The organism is Nonomuraea turkmeniaca, assembly GCF_005889735.1.
In the GTDB taxonomy this organism is placed as follows: Bacteria; Actinomycetota; Actinomycetes; order Streptosporangiales; family Streptosporangiaceae; genus Nonomuraea; species Nonomuraea turkmeniaca.
Map to the genome: position 1 here is coordinate 12,746 of NZ_VCKY01000119.1, position 19,920 is coordinate 32,665.

A 19,920-nucleotide genomic window follows, 5' to 3' on the forward strand; every position below is an offset into this window, starting at 1 on the left:
GCCCTCACCTGCGAATCCGGTCCTCATCGAGGAATTGGACCAGAAAATGATCGGGCCAAATCACGCCGTGGATTCAGGCTCGGGCTCGCGCTCCTTGCGGGAATCTGTGGTTCGCCTGACCTGCCGGGCTGTCTGCCTCGGCTTCGCCGCCGGCCTCGACCAGGCTGCTAGCCGGCATCACGCGGGCGTGACCGCCGGAGCAGGGCGTGCAGGGCGAGTGCGGCGGCGAGGCAGGCGACCGGAACCACGGGCAGTACGTATCGGTGATCGAAGTCCAGGACGGCGACCGGACCGACGAGCAGGCCCATCGCGACCGTCCAGGGCAGGAACGCCGCGCGGCGTCGCAGCACGGCGCCCACCGTGCCGATCAGCAGGATCGCGGCCAGCAGCGGCCCGCGCAGGTAGGCGGGGTACTGATAGGCGATCAGGAAGTCGGCGTACGGCCCGGCAGAGGAGAGCCCCCGGATGTCCGGGTCGTACTCCCGCTTCACCTTGTCGATCAGCGGCTGGTCGGGCAGTGGCCAGTGCCCGCGGTTGAAGCCGAAGGCCGGGGTGGTCCGCCGAGGGTGCGCTATCGGGGTCCAGGAGAAGGCGATCGAGGTGTCGCGCACGACCTCGCGCAGGTAGTCGAGCGGCTGGGCGACGATCGCCTTGATCGCGAAGGAGCGGGCCAGGTCGTTGTGCGAGAACCGGTCGCCGGGGAGCAGGTTGAGCGAGGCCCCGGGCGCCCAGACGTACTCGGAGGCGGCGTCCACGACGGTCCCGTTGGGGCAAAGCCTCGCCTCCTGGGGGGACGGCTTGATCACCGCGCAGTCGGCGAAGGTCATCGTGCGCGCCCATAACGCCACTCCGTCGGCGCCGCTGAGGGTGAACCTGCCGTGATGCGTGCCGTACCAGGCCGCGTAGGCGGCCAGGGGCAGCGTCCCCGCCAGAGCCACGGCGGCCAAGCGCCGCCGGCCGAGACGCTGGACGGCCAGGACGAGCAGGACGAGGAGGAGCAGGGGCAGCGCGATCGTCCGGGTCAGCGCGGCAAGCGCGAACAGCAGGCCCGCTCCCGTGGCGGCACGCATCGACAGCCTCGGCGACCACATCAGGACGGTCAGACCCGCCACGACCAGGAAGCTGAACTGCGTGTCCGACAGGACGGCGTGTTCGAGCCGCAGGTAGGAGGCGTCGAACAGGATCGGCACCGCGGCGAGAGCCGCGCCCCAGCCGGGCAGCGATCGGCGGCGAAGCAGAGCATAGATCAGCACGCCGGTGGCCATGCCCATGGCGTGCTGGACGGCCACGATCACCTCGACGCTGTGGAACGGCCACAGCGCCCGCAGGAACAGCGGGTACCCGATCGGGTGGAAGGCAGCCGACGGTTCGAGGCGGACCGCGGTGTCGAGATAACTGAAGGAGTCGTACCAGTACAGCTGGGCCGGCCGGTAGCCGAGCATCGTGACCACCGCAACGCCGCGGCGAGCGCGAGAGCCACGGCGAAGACCCGGTGGCCCGTGAGGGCGGCGAACCTGGCCGGACGGGACCGGAGGGGCGCGGCCGGGCGGCTGTCTGTGAGCAAACGGAATCCGATCGTCATCGACGGAGGTCGTCAGGGGGGAATCCGCGCATGCGGAACAGCACGCACGGCGGTGACACGGGAGAAGCCGTCAGGCGCGGAAGCAGGCCGCCAGGCCCATGAGCCGGAAAGGCTCGTTCGCCCCCGAACAGAGCCCTCAGCCGGCTCCGGGCTCAGGAGCCGGCGGCACAGGTGGCGTCCAGCGGTCGTGGGGTGGGGTTCAGCGTGGTGCTCGCCACCAGGAGCGCCATGCCCGCCGCGCTCATGACGCCGTCGTGGACGTACCAGGTGTCGGCAGGCCGGACCCCCTGGGTGTAGGAGACGAACTCCGCTTCCACACCGCGTTCGCGCAGCATCGGCACGAGCTCGGCCACCGTCTTGTTGACGTAGTCCACGCAGTGCAGCGGCTCTCCGGGCAGGCCGATTCCCGGGGGGATCTTGTACTTCTCGCCGGGACGGGCCTCGCGGCCGAGAACGATCTCAGCCTGCGCCTGGTAGCCGACCGGAACCTTCACACCGATCGGGCATCCGGCGAAGTGGTGGCAGGGGCCCGGAGCGTCGATGGTCTTGACGGGGCCGTCGGCGGGAGCCGGCTTTCCCGCCTTCAGCAGGTTGGCAGAGTTGATCACCAAGATCCTCCCTGCCATGCTCGCGGAGGTCGGCGCCAGCTCCAGCGTGATGTCCAGGCCGCGTGCCTTGAGCTCGGACTGGTACATGTCCGGGTCGGCGAACAGGTCCTCTACCGTGATGACGTAGTAGCCGCCCTCTCGCTTGATGTCCAGCGCCGCCGAGGCCGGAGCCGAGCCGAGAGCCCCGGGAAGGACCCATCCCAGGACGACCGCCGTGGCGGCCAGCACGGCAACGACCGGCACGGCGAACCAGCGGCGACGCCGGCCACGCGGCCGGGCGGACATGACGGCCGAGGCCGTGGTGATCTCCTCGAACAGCTCCCGGGCAAGCGGAGTCATGCCAGGGCCGGGGTCAGGCGCGATGTCGGCGACCAGGCGGTCGATGGTGCGCTGGATGTCGTCCATCACGTCCTCCCCTTCGTCAAGGCGATCGCACGTGAGCCGTACCGTGCCAAGTCGAGCCCGGCGACGTGCAGCTCGCCGGCCAGACGCTTGCGCGCCCGGTGCAGGCGCAGCCGGGCCGCGCCGCGCGAGCAGCCCAACACCGTCGCGATCTCTTCGGAGCTCAACCCTTCCCAGCTGACCAGGGCGAGCATCTCCCGGTCGTCGGGTTTCAGCCGGCGGAACGCCTCACGGACCGCGTCGAGATCGTCCGCGCCCGCCGGGCCGGCCGCCTCCGCCCACAGAGCGAGCTGCGCGCCGAGCCGTTCGACGAGCTCGCTGCGCCGGGACTCGGCTCGCCGGCCGTTGGCCAGCACGCGGCGGGCCACCCCGTACAGCCACAGGCGGGCACTGGCCCCGTCGGGGATGTCCTCCACGCGCCGCCAGGCGGTGGTGAAGGTCTCCGCGAGGGTGTCGGCAGCGTCGTCGTGAGAGTTCGTGCGCCGCCGGACGTAAGCGAGGATGTCCGGATAGTGCGCGGTATAGATCTCCTCGAAGCGCTGCTTGCGGTCAGGGGGGCCCACACTGCTCCCTCGTGTAGGAGGCTCTTTCACTCCGTACATGTCCGGAACTTGCCTGTTGTTTCAGTCCATTTCCCACGCCAGCCCGTGGTTACGTCACGGCGCCGTGGTGGACTCTCGAAATGCGGCCGGGCCGGACGACCGCACGACCGAGCGCCGTGTGCACGTCGACCACGTGTTCTTCACCTGGGCTGACGGTGGCCCGGTTCGGAAGACGGGTCCGCTGGTTCACCGTGGATGTCAGAACAGGTGCTCTTGCCGTCCCGCGGGCGGGGCAGCTTTTAGGTGGGATATAGCCGATCGCGTCCACTTGGTGCAGCGTTCGCCAACGGCTTGCTGACCATCGGCCAGCAGACGGCGAAACACATGACCGGTGGCTTCGACGTCGGGCATCGCCCGGTGCCGGTCCAGTGGCCGCGGGAGGCGCAGGAAACTCAGCAGCGCATCCAGGCTGTGGGAGGACAGCTCCGGGGAGAGCCGTCTGGCGGGTCGAAGGCGGGGACGGGTCAGAGAGGCGCGCTTGCGGAACGTCTCCGCGACGACGCCCGATACCCCGGTTTGCCTTCACGGCTCCCTTGCGAAGAATCGGCGCACGTCCCCGAGCTCGTCGTCGAGCAGGCCGTCCGGCAGTTGCTCGAACGGCCGCACGCTCACCCGCGCGCCCGTCCTCCCCCACACGCCCCGGATGACGCCGTCCACCAGCACGACCGGCCGCAGCATGCCGCCGCCGGGGAACACCTGCTTGGCGTACTCCGGGTCCAGGATCGGATCCCTGCTCCGCCAGCCCATCAGGAATTCGTCGAACGCGGGCAGGAGCCGTGTCACCGGCCCTTCCCGGGCGGGCGGCGGCTCATCCCCACTGAGGCGCCAGGCCGTGCGGGCCTGGCCGAGCGGCAGGCCCGACCAGGCGGCCAGGTCCTCGGGGGTGGCGGGGTGGTGGGCGCGGCGGTAGCGGACGGCCAGTTCTTTGAGCGCGCGTTCGCGGTCCGGTTCGGGGACGATCGGAGCGCCCAGCCAGTCGGCGGCGTGTACGTAGGTGGGCTTGCCCGCGCGGAGCGGGCCCAGCACGGCCAGGCCGTGGTAGGCGGCCAGCGCCACCAGGGCCACGATCCCCTGGCCGTGGGCGCGGCCCGCCAGGCGGTCCTCCAGATCGGCCTTGGTGAGCGGGCCCTGGCCTTCGAGCGTTCTCGCGATGAGCCCGAGCGGGTCGCCGGCGGTGACGCCCTCCTCGCGCAGGCGGCGCAGGATGTTCGTGTCGCGCCTGGTCAGCGCGTGGATCCAGGGGAGGTCGCCGGCGTGGGTGAAGTGGAGTGTGCCGCGCGGGCCCCACGTCCTGACGATCTCGCGGGCGTGCCAGGCGGCCTCGACGTCCGCGGGGGTGAGGGTGGCCGAGCGGGCGCGGAAGGCGAGGAGTGCGGCGGGCACGTCCTGGGCCTGCATCGCTCCCAGGCGGTGGACGATCTCGCCCGCGGTCAGGCCGGACGGGCGGTGCAGGAGTTGTGCCTCGATGCTTCTCATGGCGGGGATCATCGTAGGAGGAGACGTCTGCGCAGGCGAGTGGGGCGCGGCACCCGACGCCGCTGCGGCCGGGCGTCGGGTAGAATCACCGGCCATCACCCTGGCGGCCACACGTCGCTTGTGTATGCGGACCGGCTGGTAGCCGCGTTGGGTTCCGAGAGTGTCGGTCGGACGCCGTACCTTAGTGCGCGTGTCCGAACAGCCCTTGACCCTCGACGCGGTCCTCACCGACGAGGCGGTCCTGTCCACCTACCGCCGGATGTTCGCCGCGCTGGCCCGCGACAGCGGCGCCGTGGTGGACGACCCTGCCCTGGTCGACATCGCCGAGACGTTGTTCGCGGCGTTCGCGGAGGCGGGCGAGGAGTGGCTGACGCACGAGCAGATGCGCTTCGTCTGCCGGGCCTACCCGAGCGACCAGTTCGACAACCGGCTGCGGGTGCTCAAGGGTCTCGGCGCGATCCGCGAGGTGTTCCCCAAGCCCAACCAGCTGCGTTATCGGGCGTCGTTCACGAGTGTGGTCGGGCTGATGTTCATCCGCCGGATGATGGACGACGGCGGGCAGTCGGAGATGCACCGGCTGCTGGCGCTGGAGGATCTCAACGTCGCCGACCCGCGCACCACGATGGAGGAGGCTAGGCAGAGCGCGGTCAACCTGGCGCGGGCGTTCCGGCTGTGGGCGCTGGAGCTGATCACGCTCACCACCGGCACCATCGAGGAGCTGCGCGAGCAGGCGCCCAAGCTGTGGGGCACCGAGGAGATCGCCCGGCGCGCGCAGGGGCTGCACGGCACGATCCTGACCCGCTGGCCCGAGCTCGACCGGGTCTGCACCGATCTGCGGGCGGCGATCTACGCCTACAGCGACGCCTCTCGCCGGGCCGCCGGGCGGCTGGCCGACTCGGCGGGCACGACGCGCAACCTGACGTTGTTGCCGACGGAGACGTGGCGGACGTTCTCGCAGACTGCCTCGAAGGAGCGGCTGGCCGCCGTGCTCGACGGGGTGTTGTTCGACGCGCCCGCGCCGTGGCACGATCCGGCCGCGATCGCCCGGGCCGTGGACGAGGCGCCGCGGCCGGCACCTGCTCAGCCCACTCCCCCGCGTTCCCACCTGCCGGACCCGGGGCCTTCCGGCTCGCTCGACTCCTCGCCCGGGGCGGCGATGGAGCGGCTGAGGTCGGTGGCCGAGTCGTTGCTCGGGGACTCCTCACGGGTGGCGCTCGCCGACGTGCTCGGCCCCGACTGGCCGTCGGCCCGCCGCCTCCTCGCCGACCTGACCACCGTCGACCTCCGTCCCGAGCTGCCCTTCCGGTTGACCTGGTCCGATGAGCTCACGGTCGATCCCGGGCGTGAGCCGGCGTGGTTGTCGCACGGCTGGCTGGAGCGCACGTCATGAGCGCCGCCGAGGGGCCGGACGCGCACGTGCGGGCCCGTTCGGGCGGGCCGCTGTCGCTCGGGGCCGGCGTGGCCGCGCCCGCCGGGATGCTCCGCCTGACGTGGCCGGACGCCACCGGGCAGGCCGTGCCGGTGTGGCCCGACGGGGTGACGCCGTCGTTGCTGGACGAATACCAGGTGGCGGGCGTCCCCGTGGAGCGGGCCGGCGAGACCAGGCGGGTCCTGGCCGCCGTGCTGAAGTGTTGCTGGACGGATCTGACGATGGACCCGTGGCCGGGGGATCCGGCGCCTGTGGAGCTGGTGCTGGACACGTACCGGGCGTTGATCGGCCGTACCGACGATCTGATGCGCAACTGGGCGATCGGGGCGCTGCGCCGCCTGCACGACTCGGCGTGGATCGTCGTGGACGACGGCGTGGTGGCGCTGGGCCCGCGTTGTGCCCTGTGGCCGGTGGAGTCGCACGCGCAGCTCCAGGAGCTCGTACGCCGCCTGCCCGAGCCGGAGCGGCCCGATCTCACCGTGGTGCGCGACGCCGACATCGTGGCCGCCGCCCGCCCCGCCGAGGCCGCCCCTTCTCCGGAGGCCGGTGTGCGGGTCGAGGGGGGCGCGGCGGAGTTCGACGATCTACTGGGCGGCTACGACGAGCGGCGGCGGGCGGAGCTGGTGGCGGCGTTCATGGTGGTGGAGCACGCGGCGGAGCCGGTGCAGGAGGTCCGCTTCGCCGCTCTGCGCGATCCGGCGCTCCGCCACACGCTGGGTGAGATGCTGGCCCGGCGCGGGCGCGTCCTCATCCAGCACCGCGACCACTGGACCTCCGGCTACGACGACACCCTCATCGCCGCGGACGTCAGCACGCGGCTGGGCGTGCGCGAGCGGGCCGTGCTCACGCTGGTGCTGGTGCACTCCGTGGCCATCCCGAGGGCCGAAGGGCTGCTGCCCGAGGATTCATGGTTGTCGCCGCATCCCACCCCGGCCGACGAGCTGCGCCGCCACACGCAACTCCCGATCGGCGAGCTGGAGGCGGCGCTCAGGACGCTGCGGCACGCCGGGCTGCTGAGCCAGGTGAAGGCCGGTGAGGAGGCGGGCGGCTACGTGCCGGGGCCGCAGTTCCACCGGCTCACGCCGGCGGCGCGGCGGCGGCTGCAGGAGGAGCTGATCCTGGCGGCCGGGCCGAGCACGCCGCTGGCGGCGGCCGTACGAGCGCGGAGGTCCGCGCAGTGAGCATTTTCTCTGGAAGGTTTACGGGGGTCACAGGTGTCGCAGGTGGAGAACGTCGTCGGGGACCGGGTGCTGATCGCCGTGCAGGCGGTCAACATTTCGCGGCTGTCGACCCATCCGGTGCCCACCGTTCCCGGCACGCTCATCGTCGTGGCCGGCGCCGGGCCGAAGGACTCCAACGGAGCCGGTAAGTCGTCGTTCATCGCCTCGATCACGGCGCTGCTCGGGGACGAGCAGTGGCGCTTCGCGTCGGGCGCCAAGGCGGTGTCGGAGCTGCTGTTCAACGCCGAGCTGGCCAGCGGGGCGGGTGCCCGCCAGTGGGCGAGCGCCGACCACGGCTACATCGTGGGTGTCTTCGCCCCGCCCGGCCTGGACGGCTTCCCCGTCCCCTCCAACGGTGCTGATGGCACCGGCGCCGTGGATGGCGGCGTGGATGGCGGCGTGGATGGCGGCGGTGCGGTCGCGTACCGGGCGGCGGAGGGCTTGGGGGAGCTTGTCCTGGGCGGGCCGGACGGCGAGGAGGCGAACGGGGAGTTGTTCGAGGTGCCCGACACCTCCGGCGGCGGTCTCACCGTATGGCTGAGGGTCAACCAGGAGGCCCCGCACCTGGAGATCCGCTGGCGGGAGGGTGTGCACCTGGCGGCCTCCCCGTCCGAGGCCGAGCGGGTGGCGCGGGCCGACGAGATCTGGGCGTCGCTGCCGAAGTCGGCCGGCCGGCGCGACGTGGTGGCCCGCGACCTCACCAAGGTCCTCTACGGCGACCGCGTCAGGTGCGTGTCGTTCCTGTCCACCTCCGTACGCAGCAAGGTCGCCACCAACCTGCTCTCCCAGCCGCTCAACGAGATCTCCCCCGAGCGGGTCTTCGAGGCCATCGCCGCGCTCACCGGCCTGGACTCCGAGCTGGAGCAGGAGCGCGAGGCCCGCAGGGACGAGCACGCCAGGCGGGTGCGCGCGGCGCAGGCGGCCGACCGGCTGACCGAGTTCGAGTCGGAGTCGAAGGCGCTGGTGACGACGTTCGACCGGCGTGATCAGGCGAGGATCCGGCTGGCGGACGCGTTGCGGTGCTGGCGGGGCAGGCAGGCGCGCAGGCTGGCCGACGCGGCGGCCAAGGACGAGTCGCTGGCCACCGACCTCCAACGGCACCGCGCGGCCGGCGAGACGGCGGCCGGGGCGATCGCCATGGTGAAGGCGGAGATCGCCACGCTGCGGGAGGACACGCTCGACCGGCAGGTGTCGCAGGCCCGCAAGGAGCTGGCGGCGCTGCAGGCCAGGGCCGCCAAGCTGGACGCCGACCGCGCCGTGGCCGAGAACTCCGCCGATGAGCTGCGCGGCCAGGTCCAGGCGCTGGAGGAGACCCGCAGGTTCGCCGACGGACGTGACGTGCCGGCGGCGGAGCACGAGCTGCGGGAGGCACGGCTCCGCCTCAACGAGGCGCTGAAGGCGCTGGGCGTGGCCGATCGGGAGGTGTCCTCGGCGCAGGCGGCGCTGGATGACGCGGAGGGCGGCCCGGCGGCGGCTCAGCTCGACGCGCTCGCGGCGGCGGGCATCGGCGCGACCGGCCTGCTGGACGCGCTCGACGTGGCGGAGCAGGCGCGGGAGGCCGCGCAGTCGGGCAGCCTGCCAGGCCTGCCGCACGAGCAGGCGCGGGAGGCCGCGCAGCTGGGCGGTCTGCGTGGGTGGCCGCATGAGCACGCCGTGATCGTGGATGCCGGCCAGCTCTCCTCGGCGGCCGCCGCCCTCGCGACGTTGCCCGGGTCCGTGCTGGTCAGTGCGGCCGGGGTGAGCGTCGTGGGGGCGTTCGACGGGGTGGCGACCGGGCGGGAGGCCCGGATCAAGGCAGCCGAGCAGCGGCTGCACCGGGCCAAGGACGCTCAGGAGACGGCGGCGCAGGCCGTACGCGATGAGGAGGAGGCCGTCGCCGAGGCGCAGCGGCGGCTGGAGGGCGCCAGGGCCGGGGTGCGGCTGGCCGAGGTCGAGGCGAGGCTGGGCGAGCGGCGGACCAGGCTGGGCGAGCTGAACGCGGCGATCGAAGAGCTGGCTCCGAAGGTCGCCGAGGCCGAGCGGCTGGCCGGGACGCTGGATTTCCGCGCCCGTACGCGCGACATGGAGATCGAACGGCTGGAGGGCCGGCGGCAGCGGCACGAGACCGAGCGGGCGCAGGCCCGCGACCAGGAGGCGAAGGTCACCGCGGATCGGGAGGCGCTCAGGCTTGACGTGCTGGCCGCCGACTGGGGCGGCACGGTGGAGACCGCCCGCCAATGGCTGGACACGCTGCCGGAGGAGGAGCGGCCGCGCACGGCCGAGGAGTGGTGGCGGATCGCCGAACGCCACTTCGACCAGGCCTTGCGTGACACGTTCCCGAACGAGGACGACGAGATCCCGGAGGAGCTGCGGTTCCTGCTGAGCGAGCGGGGCGGGAGCACGGCGCGGGAGCAGGCGACGTTCGCGGCGGTGTGCGGGGCGCTGGCGTCGTACCTGCGGGGTCAGGAGGAGTACGAGAAGCACCAGCGGCGGCAGATCGAGGCTCAGATCGTCTCCAGGCAGCGTGACCTGGCGGCGGCGGCCAGGGGTGCGGAGGAGGCGGCGCAGTCGACGGCCGTGCACCGGGCGGCGCTCACGGCGGCGATCAAGGCGCGGCTCACGCGGGTGGCGGAGGAGTTCGAGAAGCTCGACACCTCGTACGGCGGCTATGGCGCGACGCTGGAGTTCCCTGTGCCGCCCGCGCCCGCCGATCCCGAGCAGCGCTGGCAGTGGCGGGTGACGCCGAAATGGCGGCGCGGCGAGGGGCAGGGATTCGTGCCGTACAACCGGCGGGCCAACACCGCGCTCATGGACGAGAAGGCGGTCAAGCTGGTGTGCGCGGCGGCCATCGCCTCGTCCGGGGGCGGGCACCTGTGCCTGGTGCTCGACGAGCTGGGCCGCAACCTGGGCAAGGAGCACCGCAGGGAGGCGGTGGCGCTGTTCAGGCGGATCGGCGAGACGTACGGGATCACGGTGATCGGGGCGTTGCAGGACGACATGGAGCCGTACGCGATCGACGCCTGCGGGCAATACGTCAAGCTGCGGCGGTCGTCGGACGCGATGCCGTACAACGAGCCGCCGGTGATCGTGGGCCATGACCAGCACGCCGACCGGGTGCGGGCGCTGGCGGCGTACGTCGACCGGACGGTCCTCACCTGATCGGCGGGCCGGTGTAGGAGGCGCGCAGGCGGAGGAGGGTGCCCCGCTCGTACTCCTCCATGGCGTGCGCCAGCCAGCCGGCGGCCCTGGCGACCGCGAAGATCGCCTCGCCCGCGCCGCGCACCATGCCGCTCACGGCGGCGAGGATGGCGAGGGCGAAGTCGATGTTGCGTTCCGGGAGCCGCCGCCTGCGCATCTCCTCCAGCACGGCCGTGCCCGCGGCGATCCGCTCGTGTCCCGGCGCGGCCTCCTTGATGAGGTCGAGCAGGAGCCCTCCGCGGCCGTCGCCGTTCTTGTAGACGCTGTGGCCGAAGCCGGGGATGCGCTCGCCGCGCCGTACCCGCTCGGCGACCGCCCGCGCGGCCTGGCCCGGCTCGGCGATCTCGGCGAGCAGCCGCTCGGCGCCGTACGACGCGCCGCCGTGCAGCGGGCCGCCCAGCACGCCGAACCCCGTCAGGACCACGGCGTACGGGTCGGCCTTGGCGGAGGCGGCGACCCTCGCGGCCAGCGTCGAAGCGGCCAGCTCATGGTCGGCCAGCAGCACCAGCGCGGCCCTCACCGTGTCGAGCAGGGCCGGCGGGGCGGGGTGCGGGCTGAGGCGGGACCACAGGCGCTCGGCGATCGAGTCCCCCTGCGGCTCGCTGAGCTCTGGCAGGGCATCGACCAGGCCGGCGATCAGGCGGCGGCCGGTGGCGGCGACGGAGGCGGGGTCGAGCTGGTAGCGGAGGGAGTCTGACGCGCCGAGAACCGTGGTGATCACCTGGAGGCGGTCGAGGGGCAGCAGGTCATCCGGCAACCCCCGCTGCGCGGCGACGGCGGCCCGCAGCGCGCCCGGCTCACACCGCCACGACCCGGACGCCGATCCAGGCTCGCGCCTGCGGGGCCCCGCCACCGGGCCGGGCTCGCGTCGCCGCGGTCCCATCGGCGAGCGCTGAAGCACGCCGGGGTCGCCGGTCCAGAGCCATTCGGCGACCGTTTCGAAGTCGCTCGTCGTGGCCAGCTTCAGCGCGTCGATCCCGCGATAGTAGGGCCGGTCGACGCCGAGCGAGGTCACGACCGACTCGATCGCGAGCTCCGGCTGCTGGCTGCGCGGTCGTCCGCGCCGGGCGATCCGCTCGATCTCCTCGGCGGAGAACAGGCTGCGCCGCCCGTCGTCGCCGTGCCGCCGCTGCAGCACTCCCCTGCTCACGTACGCGTACAGCGTGGCGGGTTTGACGCCGAGCCGTTCCGCCGCCGTGGCCGCGTCGATCCACTCCACCTCAGCCTCCATGTTGACGAAAATCAATATTGATCCATGTTGAGCGCCCATGTCAACGTGAGGGTATGCCAAAGGTCTATTTCCTCGATGTGACCAACCGGGACGGCGTGCAGACCGCGCGCACCGGCCTGTCGAAGTTCGGCAAGACCATGGTCAACTTCTATCTGGCCAGGCTCGGGGTGGCGCAGTCCGAGATCGGTTTCCCGTTCCTCTTCCACGAGGTGCCGTACGTGAAGGCGCAGGTGGCGCTGGCCGAGGCCGGGGCGTTCGGCGGGCTGCGGTTGTCCGGCTGGTGCCGGGGCGTGCCGCAGGACGTGGAGCGGGCGGCGCCGCTCGGGCTGAAGCACTACAACCTGTCCATTTCGACGTCCGACTACATGATTCAGAACAAGTTCCGGGGCCGCCTGGACCGGGATGCGATCATCAGGGAGATGACGGCGGCGGTCCGCGTGGCCAAGGACGCCGGCGCGCTGACCGTGGGAGTGAACGCGGAGGACGGCTCGCGTACCGATGACGGGTTCCTGCTGGAGTTCGCGCTGGCGGCCAAGCAGGCGGGGGCGGATCGGGTGCGGTACTGCGACACGATCGGCGGCGACACGCCCGACAGGATCCGCGAGCGCTTCGCGAAGCTGGCCTCCGCCACCGCGCTGCCGGTCGAGACGCACTGCCACAACGACCTGGGCATGGCCGTGGCCAACTCGGTGTCGGGCGCGCTCGGCGATCTCGACGCCGGGCAGGACGCGTGGATCAACACGTGCGTGAACGGCATCGGCGAACGTTCCGGCAACGCCGACCTGCTGTCCACCATCCTGGCCTTCGAGCACGGCTTCGGGCTGAACGCCGAGATCGGCGACGCGCTCGACCTGTCGTGGGCGCGCCGGTTCGGGTTGTGGGCGAGCTACGCGTTCGGGCAGCCGCTGCCGTACAACCAGGTCGGGGTGGGGCGCAACGCGTTCGCGCACGAGTCGGGCATCCACGCCGACGGGGCGCTGAAGGATCACGGCAACTACGAGCTGTACGACGAGGCGACGCTGGGCCCGTTCCCGGAGGACTGGCATGCGCGCAGCGGCCGGGTGGTGCTGACCGGTGAGTACGGCGGGAAGGCCGGGTTCCGGCACGTCATGGACGGGCTCGGGGTCGAGGTGACGGAGGATGAGGATCTGGCGTTCCGCCTCGTCCAGCTCTGCAACGCGATGACGGGCCGGCCACTCACGGACGACGAACTCCGCCTGGTCGCCACGTATCCCCGCGAGCTGTCCCTGCTCTTCCCGGGCTACGAAGCCGACTGACGGCACCAGGGATATGTAGAGCATCTCGGCTGCGGCCTGAGCGGCCTGAGCCTTGCGGCAGCGAAACCAATGCAGACTCGAACGCCCCGAGAAGCTCTACAAGCCTGTTTGCCGACGTCGCCCGCTTGTACCGTTTGGCTGGGTCGCCCGCCAGCCGTACAAGTGGAGGAGACTTCGATGAGCACATCCGCCGGGCCAGAGGTGCCCACCACAGCAGGGACGGTCCGAGGTCAGAGGGAAAGAGGGTTGGCGGTCTTCCGCGGCATCCCCTTCGCGCAGCCGCCCGTCGGCCCGGCCCGCTTCGCGGCCCCGCAGCGGGCGCCCGGCTGGGACGGCGTGCGGGACGCGTTCGCGTACGGCCCGCCGCCCCCGCAGGGGACCATGCGCGGGCTGCCCCTGTCCACGGGCGGCCCCGTGGGTGATGACTGGCTGACGCTCAACGTGTGGACCCCGGAGCCCGGTCCCGGCGCCGGCCTGCCGGTCATGGTGTGGATCTACGGCGGCGCCTACGTGTTCGGGATGTCGGGCGACCCCGGCTTCGACGGAACCCTGCTGGCGGCGGCCGGTGTGGTCGTGGTGACCTGCAACCACCGGGTCGGCATGGAGGGGTTCGCCCACATCGGCGGGGCCCCCGCCAACCGCGGCCTGCTGGACCAGGTCGCCGCGCTGGAGTGGGTGCAGGAGAACATCGAAGCCTTCGGCGGGGACCCCGGCCGGGTCACCGTCTTCGCCCAGTCCTCCGGCGCCGGCTCGATCGCCACGCTGATGAGCATGCCCCGCACGGCGGGGCTCTTCCAGCGCGGGATCGCCCAAAGCGTTCCCGGCACGTTCTTCTCGGCGGAGCTCGCCACCGACATCACCGCCGTCGTCGCCGGCGAGCTGGGCCTCTCCGCGACCACCGAGGATCTGTCAGGTGTCGCGCCCGACCGGCTGGCCGCGGCCGGTGACGCGGTGACCGCCAAAATGCACCTGTACGAGGACCGCTGGGGCGCGGTCGCCCACACGCCGACGATCTTCACGCCCGTGGTCGACGGCGAGGTGCTGTCCACCACCCCGTGGCAGGCGCTGGCGAATGGCGCCGGCCGGGACATCGAGCTGATCGTCGGCCACAACCGCGACGAGTGCCGGTTGTTCGTCGCCTTGGGCGGGCTGCTGGGCCAGGTCACCGACGAGCAGGCGGCCGCGGCGCTGCGGGTGTTCGCCCCCGACGGCGGGGACGGCTACCGTGCGGCCCTCCCTGCCGCGGACGCCGGGGAGCTGTTCGAGCTGGTGCAGTCCGACTGGCTGTTCCGCATGCCCTCGCTGCACCTCGCCGAGGCGCAGGCCGCCGGCGGGGGCCGCGCGCACCTGTACGAGCTGACCTGGCCCGCGCCCGGCATGGGCGGGATGCTGGGCGCCTGCCATGGCTTGGACGTCCCGCTCACCTTCGGCGTCTTCGACGCGGGCCTCGGCGCCGGCCTGATGGGCGATCAGGTCTCTCCGGAGGGTGAAGCCTTGTCCCAGCACATCCGCACGGCGTGGACGACGTTCGCCGCCACCGGCGACCCCGGCTGGCCCGCCTACGATCCCGAGCATCGCCGCACGCAGGTCCTGGACACCGAACCGGCGGTCACCACCTACCCGGAGGAGACGTCTCGCCGGCTCTGGCAGGACCACACCTTCGCCCCGCTCCTCCGCCTATGAGGGACGGGACGGCGTCCGTGACATGAGTACGGCCGCGCCTGCCAGGGGCATCGGCGCGGCCGTGGGCGCCACGGTCACGTTCACCGCGGTTGTGCAATCGTGCATCACCTTAGCGCGACGAAGCCGCCGAGGTGGCCGGATTCCGGCAGGTTTAGAGCGTCTCGTCGCCGGTCTCCGGCAGCGCCAGGAGGCAGAGCAGGCTCAGCAGGGCCATCGCGGAGACGTACCCGCCGATCGTGATCACCCCGAGCCCGCTCGCCTGCATGCTGGTGGCGACCAGCGGCGGCACCGCGCCGCCGAGCACACCGCCGAGGCTGTAGGCCACCGAGGCGCCGCTGTAGCGGTATTCGGTCTTGAAGAGCTCGGGCAGGTACGCCCCCATCGGCCCGAAGATCAGGCCCATCAGCCCGAGCGCGCCCGCCAGCGCCAGCCCTACCAGCACCACCGACGCGGTCTCCATCAGCGGGAACATCACCAGCCCCCACACGACGGCCACGGCCGTGCCCGCGATCAGCGTGCGGCGGCGGCCCAGCCGGTCGGAGACCATCGCGGAGGCGACGGTCCCGGCCGCCATGAACAGCACGCCGATCATGGTCAGCGCCAGCATCGTGGTACGCGGGATCTTCAGGGCGGTCGTGCCGTACGCCAGGCAGTAGGTGGTGGCGGTGTAGAACAGCGTGTACGCGATCGTCATGGCCCCGGCCCCAAGCAGCACCCGCCGCCACTGGTGCCGCATGAGCCCGGCGAACGGCACCTTGGCGATGCGCCGCTCGTCCATGGCCGCCTGGAAGACCGGCGTCTCGGAGATCTTCAGTCGCACGTACAGGCCGACGATCACGAGCAGCAGGCTCGCCACGAACGGCAGCCGCCACCCCCAGCTGTCGAACTGCCCGTCACTGAGCACCTCGCCGAGGACGAGGAACAGCCCGTTGGCCGCGATGAACCCGACCGACGGCCCGAGCTGCGGGAACATCGCGTACAGCCCGCGCTTGCCGGGCGGCGCGTGCTCGGTGGCCAGCAGCGCCGCGCCGCCCCATTCGCCGCCGAGCCCGATGCCCTGCGTGAACCGCAGCAGCACCAGCAGCACGGGCGCCATGACGCCGATGGCCGCGTAACCGGGCAGCAGCCCGATCGCGACCGTCGACAGCCCCATCACCAGCAGCGACACGACCAGCATGGACTTGCGCCCGATCCGGTCGCCCCAGTGCCCGAAGACCGCCGAGCCGAGCGGCCGGGACACGAACGCCACGGCGAACGTCGAGAACGACGCCAGCGTGGCCGCCACCGGGTCCATGCCGGGGAAGAAGGCGGTGTTGAGCACCAGAGCCGCGGCGGTGCCGTAGATGTAGAAGTCGTAGAACTCGATCGCGGTGCCGATGAGGCTCGCGGCCGCGATCCTCGTCCGGCTCGGCGCCGCGACCGTGGGGGAGGTCGTCGTCATTTTTCTCACTATGCGGACTAACGTCTTGTGAAGCGATACGGCGACGCTATCACCAGCGCAATGTCATATGGCTTCGGGTGTCCCGATAGGTTACAGAAGGGATCACTCGTGGAAAGGAACGACGGTTGGCTGTCGATCTGGTCATCTTCGACTGCGACGGAGTGCTCGTGGACAGCGAGCCCATCTCCGTACGCGTCGGCACGGCCGCGCTGCGCCGCCTGGGCTGGACGATCGACGAGGCGGAGTACGCCGAGCGGTTCGTGGGCTGCACCAACGAGTACTGGGCCGAGCAGGTCGGCGAGACCCCGCCCGGCTGGCGGGAGCAGGTCAACGCCGAGTACGCCGCCGCGGTCAAGGCCGAGCTGTGCACCGTCAAGGGCATCGAGGCGGCGCTGGACCGGCTGACCGTGCCCAGCTGCGTGGCCTCCAACGGCCGGCACGTCACGATCCGCCGCAGCCTGGAGCTCACGGGGCTGGCGGCGCGGTTCGACGGGCGGGTGTTCAGCGCCGAGGACGTGGCCGTGGGCAAGCCTGCGCCGGACCTGTTCCTGCACGCGGCCGCCACGATGGGGGTGGCGCCGGAGCGGTGCGTGGTGGTGGAGGACAGCCCGTTCGGGGTGATGGCGGCGGTGAGCGCGGGCATGCGCTGCCTGGCCTACACCGGCGGCCTCACCCCTGCCGCCCGCCTGGACGGCCTGGGCGCCACCGCCCTCTTCGACGACCACGCCCTGCTACCCGACTTGCTCGGTTCCCTGGACTGACCCGCCCGATCGCGGCTCGGCGACGTACGGTGAGGTCATGGCGCAACGTCCGTATGTGGTGGCGCACGTGGGCGTGTCCGTCGACGGAGCGACCACCGGGTTCCAGCCCGATGTGGCGAGGTTCTACCAGCTGGCCCAGACCTGGAAGGAAGACCTCACGCTGGCCGGCGCCGACACCATCCTCGCCCAGGAGGAGGCTCTGGCGCAGGCCGAGCTGCCCGGCCCGGCCGAGGGCGGCCCGCTGCTGGCCGTCGTCGACGGTCGCGGCCGGGTCAGCCAGTGGGAGGCGCTCCGCGACGCCGGCCACTGGTCCGACGTCGTCGCCCTGCACTGCGCGCTCACTCCCCCGCGCCCGCCCGGCCGGCCGGTACGCGAACTCGTCACCGGCGCCGACCGCGTCGACCTCGCCGCCGCCCTGCGGACGCTGGGCCGGGACGACGGGGTCAGGGTCGTCCGCGTCGACAGCGGCGGCGGGCTCACCGGCGCGCTGATGGCCGCCGGTCTGGTGGACGAGGTCAGCCTGCTCGTTCACCCGTGCCTGGCCGGCGAGCGCGCCACCCGCTTCTGGTACGGCTCCGCGCCCGCCGCCGCGCCGCTCACCCTCGTCACCGCCCAGAGCCTGCCCGACGGCCTGGTGTGGCTGCGCTATCACCGCTGACGGGTGCGCCCGTTCTCGTCCAGGTAGTCGCGCCACGACCGCTTCGGGTTCCAGCCCAGCATGCGGTGGGCCTTCGCGCACGAGATGCCCGACGCGTCCGGCCGGGCGAGCGGCCGCAGCTCGATCTGGTCGCCGAAGTGCTGCCGCAGCTTCGCGGCGAAGTCGTGCCCGCCGGCGTTGTCCGGCGAGGCGATGTAGAACACCTCGTGGCCGGGCAGCTGCGACTCGGCGGCCAGGACGATGGCGTCCGCGAGGTCGTACACGTCGATGTAACTCCACAGGCCCGCGCCGGCGCGCGCGGGATCGCGGACCACTGGGCCGAGGTTGCGCTCGTAGTTGCCCTCGTGCTGGACCCAGCTCGGCCGCAGCGAGATGCACCTGATGTCGGAGCGGCGCACGGCCGCGTCCATGAGCTGCTCACCGAAGTGCTTGGACAGCGCGTACGGGTCCTGCGGCCGGGCCGGATGGTCCTCATCGACCGGCGCGTAATCCGGCAGGAACTTCCGCTCCGGGAAGAAGTACCCCGGGACGGTCTCGCTGGAGATGTTCACGAACCGGGGCACGCCGAACCGCACGGCCGCCTCGATCATGTTGAACGTCGACATCAGGTTGTTCTGGAACACCACGTGCGGCGGGTTGTGGGTCGGATCGGGGAGAGCGGCGGCGTGCACCACCGCCTCGGCTCCGCGGACCACGGCGAACGCCTGCCCGGCGTCGGTCAGGTCGGCCTGCTGGTAGTCGGGGGCGCCCGGCTCGGGCCGCTCCCAGACCGGGCGGGTGACGTCGACGGCGGTCACCTGGTGACCGGCCTCCATCAACGCTTTGACGGCCGCACGCCCGACCTTGCCGTGGGCTCCTGTGACGACAACGCGCATAGGGGTCTCCTTAGGTGAGCGACGACGGGTCAAGGGTAGATCTCCGCGTGGCCGGCTGGGGACGCCGCTACCCCACTCCGATGGCGGCGATCGTGGAGCCCGTGCGCGTTTTGGCGACCTTGAGCTGGGCGGTGATCCGGGAACGCAGCTCGGCCACGTGGCTGACGATGCCCACGGCCCGGCCCCCGTCGCGCAGTCCGTCCAGAATGTCGAGCACGCCGTCGAGCGTGTCCTCGTCCAGGGTGCCGAAGCCCTCGTCCACGAACAGCGTGCCGATCTCGGCGCCGCCCGCCTCCGCCGTGACCACGTCGGCCAGGCCCAGCGCCAGCGCCAGGGAGGTGATGAAGCTCTCGCCGCCCGACAGCGTCGCCGGATCGCGGTCGACGCCGGTCCAGCCGTCCGCCACGCGCAGGCCCAGCCCGCCGCCCGACCTGCCCCGTGAGCCGGCCGTCTTACGCAGGTCGTGCCGCAGCAGGTAGCGGCCAGCCGACATGTGGTCCAGGCGCTCGTTCGCGGCGTCCACCACCTGCCGCAGCCGCTCGCCCAGCACGTACGAGGTCAGGCTCATGTTCCACTGGTTGTCGCCGGACGTGCCGCCGGCCAGCGCGGCCATCCGCTCGGCCAGCCGATGCCGGTCGGCCGCGGGATGCCACCGCTCGACGCACGCCGACAACTCGCCGTACAGCTCCTCCAGACGGCGCGCCCTCGCCGCGGCGCGGTCGCGGGCGCTGGCCAGCCTCGTGTACGCCTCCTCCGCCGCGTCCCGTCCGGCGCCGAGCGCCACCAGGTCCGGCACCGGCTCGGCCGCGGCGGCAGCCAGCTCGGGATCGGCCAGCGCCCGGGTGACGGCGGCGTGCTCGTCGTCCAGCCGCCGCAGTTGCTCCGCCTTGCTCTCCCGCTCCGCCTGGCTCCGGTGCGCGGCCTGCGCTTCCGGCACGTCCGCGAATCCCGCCTCGATCGCCGCCTCCAAGGCCTGCTGCCGGGCCCGGGCCAGCTCGTCGGCCGCCGCGACCGCCGCCTGCGTGGCCTCCAGCGCCTCACGCAGCAGCTCGGCCTCGTCGCCGAGCCTGGACAGCCGGGCGGTGATCGTCGTGTCGTCGCCCCGCGCGGCGTCCAGCCTGGCGCCGAGCCGCGCGGCGTCACCGCTCAACTCCTCATGCCTGGTACGGCACGCCGCCAGCCGCGCGGCCACCCTCCGGCCCTGCTCCTCTAGCTCCGAGCGCTCCCGGCCGAGCCTGGCCGTCTCCTCCGCCAGTCGTGGCTCCCGCCCGGCCGACTCCTGGAGGCTGCGCAACTCCTGGCGGGCGGCGGCAAGCACCTCCGCGCCGTCCAGTTGCCCCGTGGCGGCGCACCCCACACCACCGAGACCGCCCGGCGCACCCTCGCCACCACCGAAAGCCGCTCGCGAGTCCTCCCCACTCCGGAGGCCGTCCCGGTCGTGCGCCGAGTGGGCGGCGGTGAGGCGGGTGTGGAGGCGGGTGCGTTCGGACTCCAGGCG

15 protein-coding genes are annotated in these 19,920 nt (G+C 72.4%); 7 read left to right on the forward strand and 8 right to left on the reverse strand.

Going from position 1 to position 19,920, the window contains the following annotated elements; genetic code table 11:
- Positions 1–167: 167 nt before the first annotated feature.
- From ETD86_RS30340 to ETD86_RS30355, 4 genes are all read right to left on the reverse strand, one after another.
- Positions 168–1,451 carry a hypothetical protein gene (locus tag ETD86_RS30340; protein WP_246148429.1) on the reverse strand — a complete coding sequence of 428 codons (1,284 nt, stop codon included), beginning with the start codon at positions 1,449–1,451 and terminating at the stop codon, positions 168–170.
- A 283-nt stretch (positions 1,452–1,734) separates the two neighbouring features.
- On the reverse strand, positions 1,735–2,595 hold the full coding sequence (locus ETD86_RS30345; RefSeq protein WP_138669824.1) for a hypothetical protein: 861 nt from the start codon (positions 2,593–2,595) through the stop codon (positions 1,735–1,737).
- The gene (locus tag ETD86_RS30350) at positions 2,595–3,155 is read right to left on the reverse strand and encodes an RNA polymerase sigma factor (protein WP_138669826.1); all 561 of its coding nucleotides are present in this window, start codon (positions 3,153–3,155) and stop codon (positions 2,595–2,597) included. The genes ETD86_RS30345 and ETD86_RS30350 overlap by 1 nt, the downstream gene beginning before the upstream one ends.
- Before the next feature lie 561 nt (positions 3,156–3,716).
- On the reverse strand, positions 3,717–4,670 hold the full coding sequence (locus tag ETD86_RS30355) for a winged helix DNA-binding domain-containing protein (RefSeq protein ID WP_170223352.1): 954 nt from the start codon (positions 4,668–4,670) through the stop codon (positions 3,717–3,719).
- A gap of 190 nt (positions 4,671–4,860) precedes the next feature.
- Here ETD86_RS30355 and ETD86_RS30360 point away from each other — a divergent pair, with 190 nt between their 5' ends.
- Genes ETD86_RS30360 through ETD86_RS30375 form a run of 3 tightly spaced genes read left to right on the forward strand, consistent with a single transcriptional unit; the run spans position 4,861 to position 10,457 of the window.
- Complete coding sequence (locus ETD86_RS30360) at positions 4,861–6,060, forward strand: hypothetical protein (protein ID WP_138669830.1); 1,200 nt, start codon at positions 4,861–4,863, stop codon at positions 6,058–6,060.
- On the forward strand, positions 6,057–7,280 hold the full coding sequence (locus ETD86_RS58420) for a hypothetical protein (RefSeq protein WP_246148431.1): 1,224 nt from the start codon (positions 6,057–6,059) through the stop codon (positions 7,278–7,280). The genes ETD86_RS30360 and ETD86_RS58420 overlap by 4 nt, the downstream gene beginning before the upstream one ends.
- Positions 7,281–7,322: 42 nt before the next feature.
- Positions 7,323–10,457, forward strand: a complete 3,135-nt coding sequence (locus ETD86_RS30375; protein WP_246148434.1) for a coiled-coil domain-containing protein — start codon at positions 7,323–7,325, stop codon at positions 10,455–10,457.
- Here the strand turns inward: ETD86_RS30375 and ETD86_RS30380 are convergent.
- Positions 10,450–11,727: a citrate synthase gene (locus tag ETD86_RS30380; protein ID WP_246148436.1), complete on the reverse strand. Its 1,278-nt coding sequence runs from the start codon at positions 11,725–11,727 to the stop codon at positions 10,450–10,452. The two genes, ETD86_RS30375 and ETD86_RS30380, sit on opposite strands and share 8 nt — an antisense overlap.
- Positions 11,728–11,780: 53 nt before the next feature.
- On the opposite strand from ETD86_RS30380, the gene ETD86_RS30385 reads away from it, so the two are divergent.
- Positions 11,781–13,004 (forward strand): LeuA family protein, encoded by a 1,224-nt coding sequence (locus ETD86_RS30385; RefSeq protein ID WP_138669834.1) that lies wholly within the window; start codon positions 11,781–11,783, stop codon positions 13,002–13,004.
- A gap of 177 nt (positions 13,005–13,181) precedes the next feature.
- Positions 13,182–14,687: a carboxylesterase/lipase family protein gene (locus ETD86_RS30390; RefSeq protein ID WP_138669836.1), complete on the forward strand. Its 1,506-nt coding sequence runs from the start codon at positions 13,182–13,184 to the stop codon at positions 14,685–14,687.
- Between the two features lie 151 nt (positions 14,688–14,838).
- Here ETD86_RS30390 and ETD86_RS30395 read toward each other — a convergent pair whose 3' ends face one another.
- Positions 14,839–16,128: an MFS transporter gene (locus ETD86_RS30395; RefSeq protein WP_138669838.1), complete on the reverse strand. Its 1,290-nt coding sequence runs from the start codon at positions 16,126–16,128 to the stop codon at positions 14,839–14,841.
- A gap of 125 nt (positions 16,129–16,253) precedes the next feature.
- Here ETD86_RS30395 and ETD86_RS30400 point away from each other — a divergent pair, with 125 nt between their 5' ends.
- Entirely contained in the window at positions 16,254–16,889 is a 636-nt protein-coding gene (locus tag ETD86_RS30400; protein WP_138669840.1) for an HAD family hydrolase, read from the forward strand.
- 37 nt (positions 16,890–16,926) lie between these two features.
- Positions 16,927–17,547, forward strand: a complete 621-nt coding sequence (locus tag ETD86_RS30405) for a dihydrofolate reductase family protein (RefSeq protein ID WP_138669842.1) — start codon at positions 16,927–16,929, stop codon at positions 17,545–17,547.
- Here ETD86_RS30405 and ETD86_RS30410 read toward each other — a convergent pair.
- Together ETD86_RS30410 and ETD86_RS30415 are read right to left on the reverse strand one after the other, a co-directional pair.
- Positions 17,538–18,422 (reverse strand): NAD-dependent epimerase/dehydratase family protein, encoded by an 885-nt coding sequence (locus ETD86_RS30410; protein ID WP_138669843.1) that lies wholly within the window; start codon positions 18,420–18,422, stop codon positions 17,538–17,540. The two genes, ETD86_RS30405 and ETD86_RS30410, sit on opposite strands and share 10 nt — an antisense overlap.
- Positions 18,423–18,489: 67 nt before the next feature.
- The coding region (locus tag ETD86_RS30415) for an SbcC/MukB-like Walker B domain-containing protein (protein ID WP_281286982.1) at positions 18,490–19,920 on the reverse strand (1,431 nt) is incomplete at its 5' end.

Bases quoted from the DNA above. Each gene is read 5' to 3' on its own strand.
- ETD86_RS58420 (WP_246148431.1), top strand. From the start codon at position 6,057: ATGAGCGCCGCCGAGGGGCCGGACGCGCACGTGCGGGCCCGTTCGGGC.
- ETD86_RS30385 (WP_138669834.1), top strand. From the start codon at position 11,781: ATGCCAAAGGTCTATTTCCTCGATGTGACCAACCGGGACGGCGTGCAG.
- ETD86_RS30390 (WP_138669836.1), top strand. From the start codon at position 13,182: ATGAGCACATCCGCCGGGCCAGAGGTGCCCACCACAGCAGGGACGGTC.
- ETD86_RS30410 (WP_138669843.1), bottom strand. From the start codon at position 18,422: ATGCGCGTTGTCGTCACAGGAGCCCACGGCAAGGTCGGGCGTGCGGCC.
- ETD86_RS30380 (WP_246148436.1), bottom strand. From the start codon at position 11,727: ATGGAGGCTGAGGTGGAGTGGATCGACGCGGCCACGGCGGCGGAACGG.
- ETD86_RS30405 (WP_138669842.1), top strand. From the start codon at position 16,927: ATGGCGCAACGTCCGTATGTGGTGGCGCACGTGGGCGTGTCCGTCGAC.
- ETD86_RS30355 (WP_170223352.1), bottom strand. From the start codon at position 4,670: ATGAGAAGCATCGAGGCACAACTCCTGCACCGCCCGTCCGGCCTGACC.
- ETD86_RS30395 (WP_138669838.1), bottom strand. From the start codon at position 16,128: ATGACGACGACCTCCCCCACGGTCGCGGCGCCGAGCCGGACGAGGATC.
- ETD86_RS30345 (WP_138669824.1), bottom strand. From the start codon at position 2,595: ATGGACGACATCCAGCGCACCATCGACCGCCTGGTCGCCGACATCGCG.